General features: G+C 44.8%; 3 protein-coding genes. All 3 read left to right on the forward strand.

Annotation, left to right across the window (positions count from 1 at the left end):
* Positions 1-276 precede the first annotated feature (276 nt).
* Complete coding sequence (locus PX484_RS06545; protein WP_288103197.1) at positions 277-2,955, forward strand: methyl-accepting chemotaxis protein; 2,679 nt, start codon at positions 277-279, stop codon at positions 2,953-2,955.
* Positions 2,956-3,028: 73 nt separating this feature from the next.
* Positions 3,029-4,240: a glycosyltransferase gene (locus tag PX484_RS06550; protein ID WP_288103198.1), complete on the forward strand. Its 1,212-nt coding sequence runs from the start codon at positions 3,029-3,031 to the stop codon at positions 4,238-4,240.
* 446 nt (positions 4,241-4,686) lie between these two features.
* Positions 4,687-5,391 (forward strand): AAA-like domain-containing protein (locus PX484_RS06555; protein ID WP_288103200.1); only part of this gene is annotated, 705 nt, incomplete at its 3' end.

Genomic DNA, 5,391 nt, shown 5'->3' on the forward strand with positions numbered 1-5,391 from the left:
ATTAAAGCAGCTCTAAAGAGTTTTGAGTTAAAAGTTAAACTTCAAGTTTTCATTCAGGACAAATGTACTGATTAACTAATTTTTTGGGGAAAATTAGTTAACCCATCATTATAACATATAATTAATTTGCAAGAGTTCTAAACTACTATAGCGGTTCTCACACCTGTGTGGCACACTTAAACCTTTGCTAATTAAGCTTTTCAACATCGATAATGTACCTAGTGCGAACAGGAAACGCTATAACTACTTCATTTAACTTTACTAGGGGAGGGGCAAATGCCGTCAGGGACAGAATACGCAAAACTCTATAGAAAGGCTAACACCGCCTATTGCCAGGGCAACCTTGAGGATGCCGCCGTCATTGTCAAAGAGATGATCAGCAAGTATCCCGAGGATGCCAATGTCATGCTTTTACAGGGTCACATTCATCTAGGACTACAACAATACAGATTGGCGGAGGAGCGTTACGAAAAAGTGCTGCAATTGGCTAAAAATTCTCCCAATAGTTCCGATCTAGCCGATTATGCCCAGCGTGGTCTCGATCAGATTCGGCAATTGCGTTTTGAAGCCGAGGAGGGAGATTTTACGATCGCTGCTACGGAAAGCATTGCCTACAGCGAGGCAGCTTTCGATCCAAGTCAAAGTTTTAACCGTTCTCGCTCCTGGAAGTCGCAAGGGGCTGCCCCCGATGGACAAAAAAAAGGGCTGGATTGGAATAGTAGTCTTTTCAATGAGGAGGATCCCAGCGAGCCTACGGTAAGTAAAGTCCATTCCTATGACGATGATTTTGAGGAATCGGAGGAAACCGCCTTTAGTTCCCTTACCCTGCCGGGCCCTGGCTCTCACGGTTCCCAGTGGTCTAGCGATTCGGCGGAGGGGGAAGCCCCTTTCCCCTTTTTAGAAGCGGCGGAGATTGACTCGCTGGAGGAAGGGTGGGACGGTGAGTTAGGGTCAACGGGAGAAGCCACTTTTATGGTTTCCTCTGATCTGGGGGGAAATCCCCTGACCGGTAGAGATCAGGAGTTATCCTATAGGGATACCCTAGAAGAAAGCACTTTTGCCATTGACCTGGAATCGACCCACCCACAAGGGGCAAAAACTGGCCTTAATCAGGGCAGAGTCACTCAAAAAAGATACGAGGAAGACGAAACCGGAGATTTTGGGGAACCAGAACTCAATGATGAGGATTTAGACGGTTTTTCCCCACTGGCTCTGACGGATACGGTTCAAGGACTGGGGGACTGGGAGCTATTTACCCCTTCGGGGGGGGAAGCTTTAAGTGGTGGTTTTCTCCCCGAACCCGGTGCGCGCCTTAATGCCAGTTCTGGTGTGGGAGAGCCTAGTTTTAATCCTTCTCGTCTAAAAACCCCCAATGACAAAAGAGATAGTCATCTTACCCATGCCTCCGATCTCTTGCTCAAGCCAGTGGTGGAAGTCAATCCGGGCAAATTAGGCTTTTTTGTCAACGCTTCTTTAGGCAAAAAACAACTAATCCTAGGGGCTTTAGCGGGTATTACCCCTGTGATCATAATTTTTGCCGTTAGTACCACCTCTTGGCTTTCTACGCTCTTGGCTGCCAAACCAGCCCCGAATAGCCAGGCAAAAACCGAAAATGTTGCCCCCAAACCGGCCCCGAAACCGCCAGCCTCAGCCAGTCTTTCCCCCTTCAGTCAACCGGTACTAACCATGATGTTATTAACCGGACTGGGAACCCTGGCCCTGACTTGGCTAGGTTTACAGTTGCTAATTAGTCAGATTAAGCGCAGTCTCAACGATCTGCAAAGCCAATTCGATCATCTCTCGGAAGGTAATTTTAACGCTAAAGCGACGATCTACTCGGAAGATGAATTCGGTCAACTGGCCAATCGTTTCAATCAGATGGCTCGGGTGGTGGTAACTACCACCACGGAAGCCCAACGCCGCGCCGCCGAAACGGAACGGGAACGGGAAGACCTACAACGGCAAGTGATTCGACTTCTCGATGATGTGGAAGGAGCGGCTCGGGGAGATCTGACCGTGGAAGCGGAGGTAAGCGCCGATGTTTTAGGGGCGGTGGCCGATGCTTTTAATTTGACTATCCAAAACCTGCGTGAAATTGTCCGACAGGTGAAAAAAGCGGCAAAACAGGTGAATCAAGGCAGTACCAATAGTGAATCTTTCGCCCGCAATCAGTCTAGCGATGCCCTGCGGATGGCGGAGGAATTGGCCGTCACCCTTAATTCGGTACAGATGATGACCGACTCAATTCAACGGGTGGCAGAAAACGCCAGGGAAGCCGAAGAAGTCGCCCGCACTTCCTCGATTACCGCCCTGAAGGGGGGTGATTCCGTGGAAAGAACCGTGGCGGGAATTCTACAAATCCGCGAGACCGTATCAGAAACGGCGCGACAAGTCAAGCGTTTGGCGGAAGCTTCCCAGGAAATCTCGAAAATTGTCGCGGTAGTCTCTCAGATTGCCTCACGGACCAATTTATTGGCTCTTAATGCCTCGATTCAAGCGGCGCGAGCAGGAGAGGCGGGCCGCGGTTTTGCGGTTGTGGCCGATGAGGTGCGTCAGTTGGCCGATAGAGCTGCTAAATCGCTTAAGGAAATTGAACAGATCGTTTTACATATCCAATCGGAAACGGGTTCGGTAATGACGGCGATGGAGGAAGGGATTCAACAGGTTATCGATGTCACCGAGCGCTCGGAACAGGCGAAGAAGTCCCTAGAAGATATTATCCAAGTTTCTAATCGTATCGATACGCTGGTGCGATCGATTACCGCCGATACGGTCAAACAACGGGAAAATTCCCTCAATGTCGCCCAAGTTATGCAGTCGGTGGAGTTAACCGCTCAGGAAACTTCCCAAGAATCCCAACGGGTGGCGGGTTCTCTGCAAAAATTGGTGAGTATCTCCCGGGAGCTGCTTTCTTCGGTAGAACGGTTTAAGGTAGACTCAGAGGATGATCGATAATCGGTGAGCGCTAATCAGTGGGTTATTGATTAGCCGCTATCCCTCAAGATTGACCGCTAGAGTGAGTAAAGTTATGCCTAAACTTAGTCTCTGCATGATTGTCAAAAATGAAGCCGAAAATCTCCGGCGCTGTTTGGATAGCGTTAAAGGGGTGGTGGATGAGATGATCGTTATGGATACGGGTTCGACCGATGATACGATTGCTATTGCTCAAAGTTACGGTGCCATAGTTCCTAGCTACGATTGGCGGGGTAATTTTTCCGATGCCAGAAATGAGGCTTTAAAATATGTTACTGGCGATTGGATTTTAGTCCTTGATGCTGATGAGGAATTAAATGCCGCTATCGTACCGAAAATGCGTCGGGCAATGGAAAAAGAGGAAAATTTAGTGATTAATTTAATCCGCCATGAAATCGGAGCCGTACAATCACCTTATTCTCTAATTTCGCGGCTATTTCGCCGACATCCTCAGGTCACTTTTACCCGACCCTATCACTCAATTATTGATGATAATGTGGCCATTTTATTAAAAAAAGAGCCTGATTGGAAAATAGTTGAACTGCCAGAAATTGCTATCTTTCACTACGGTTACACCGTCGATAAAATAGCCAGCTTAGATAAGTTTGAACGGGCAAGAAAAGCCATGGATGGCTTTTATCAGCAACATCCCCACGATCCCTATGTGTGTAGTAAATTGGGAGGTTTATATCTAAAGATTGGCAGGGATAAAGAGGGTTTTAAGCTGCTCAAACACGGTTTAAAATGCCATGGCTCTAATCCACATATTTTATACGAGTTATATTATCATCTCGCTAATTATTATTATTCAGTGGAGGAATTTAAGCAATCAGCCGATCATTTTATTAAAGCGATTAAGCAGCCAATTTTAGATAAATTAAAACTGGGGGCTTATAATAATTTAGGTGGGTTATTATACGAAGCAGAAAACTACGAAGCTTCCTTATCTATCTTTGAGAAAACCGTAGAGATTGATCCTAGTTATGCCGATGGTTACTATAATTTAGGACTGGTTCTCAAACAACTGCACCGGCTACCAGAATCGATTAAAGCTTATAAAAAAGCTCTCAAGTTAAACCCCGATAATCCCGATATTTACCAAAATCTAGGGGTGGCTTATATAGTTTTCGGTAGTTATAATGAGGCGATCGAGATTTGGCAAAAAGGCCTACAATTATTGAAAGATCAGGGTAATGTATCTCGCGCTGAAATGCTGCAAGAAACCCTAGAAGCTCTGGGAGCAAGTGTATTGAGGGATGAACAGTAACTGTTCACCGTTGTCGCGAAGATTGGGAGCCGCCACTGTACTAAAATTCTCAATAGGCAGTTGAAATGCAGTACATCTGATTGCTAAAACCCTGTCTAGTCAACTCCTGTGAGGATTTTTCCGAATTAATTCTTAATAGGATTATCGAGGGGTTAGACGCGGAAGACTTAGGGGTTTTGATAGAAATGATCAAGAGATAATTGCTGCCGTGTAATTGACCTTGACAAGAAATGCTATAATTTCCTAGCAAGGGGGGAAACTAATCCCTCTCAGGGCTGCCATCGCACAATTTTGTCGGTTACTGGTTCTCGTCAGCTTGTTTGTCAAATATACCAATTCTATTTTGAATCGGTGCTGTTATGTCAAGATTCAGGGTTTCTGGCTGCAACGGAACTGGAAAATCAAATAATCTATTCCCTCAAATCTTCTTACCTTAGAGAAAAATAATGAAATTCGAGGAAATCCAAGAGATTCTTAATCGGCAACTGCTCAAGCTTGAGAATCGCTCTCTTAATGACACAGAACAATTATTATTGCGAGGACTTTGGCAGAAAAAGAACTATCAAGAAATTGCCCAAGAAAACGGTTATAGTAGCGGCTATCTTGCCAATGTAGTTGCCCCAGGACTCTATGATAGAGTCTCGCAACTGATCGGAGAACCGATCAATAAGAAAAATTTTTTATCTAGACTACAATCTCATTTTACCAACTCTAAATCACCTCAGTATTGCGGTAATGAATATCCTCAGAATGAGCGGCCAGAATACCCCGATGCTCCTGTTCCCTATAATTCTTATTATTATCTAAAACAAACAAAACTTGAAGCAAAAGTTATCGAGGAAATCGGCCAATCTGGGGCGTTAGTACGCATTAAAGCTCCCAAAAAATGGGGGAAAACGTCTTTATTATTAACAATTTTAGAGGCTTGTCAACAGCAATTCGGTTATCAAATTGTTAGTTTAGATTTACAAAAAGCAGACCAAAACATTATAGCAGATTTTAACAAGTTATTACGCTGGATTTGCCGTAATTGCGCTCGGCAGTTGAATTTAGAAGCCAAATTAGATGATTATTGGGATGAAGATATAGGAATTAAAATGAGTTGGACAATTTATTTTGAAGAGTATATTTTACGAGAGATAAAACAGCCA

Origin of the sequence: Microcystis sp. M49636_WE2, from assembly GCF_030065375.1 — a bacterium.
Classification (GTDB): domain Bacteria; phylum Cyanobacteriota; class Cyanobacteriia; order Cyanobacteriales; family Microcystaceae; genus Microcystis; species Microcystis aeruginosa_C.

Coding starts and splice junctions, on each gene's coding strand:
- PX484_RS06545 (WP_288103197.1), top strand. CDS start 277: ATGCCGTCAGGGACAGAATACGCAAAACTCTATAGAAAGGCTAACACC.
- PX484_RS06550 (WP_288103198.1), top strand. CDS start 3,029: ATGCCTAAACTTAGTCTCTGCATGATTGTCAAAAATGAAGCCGAAAAT.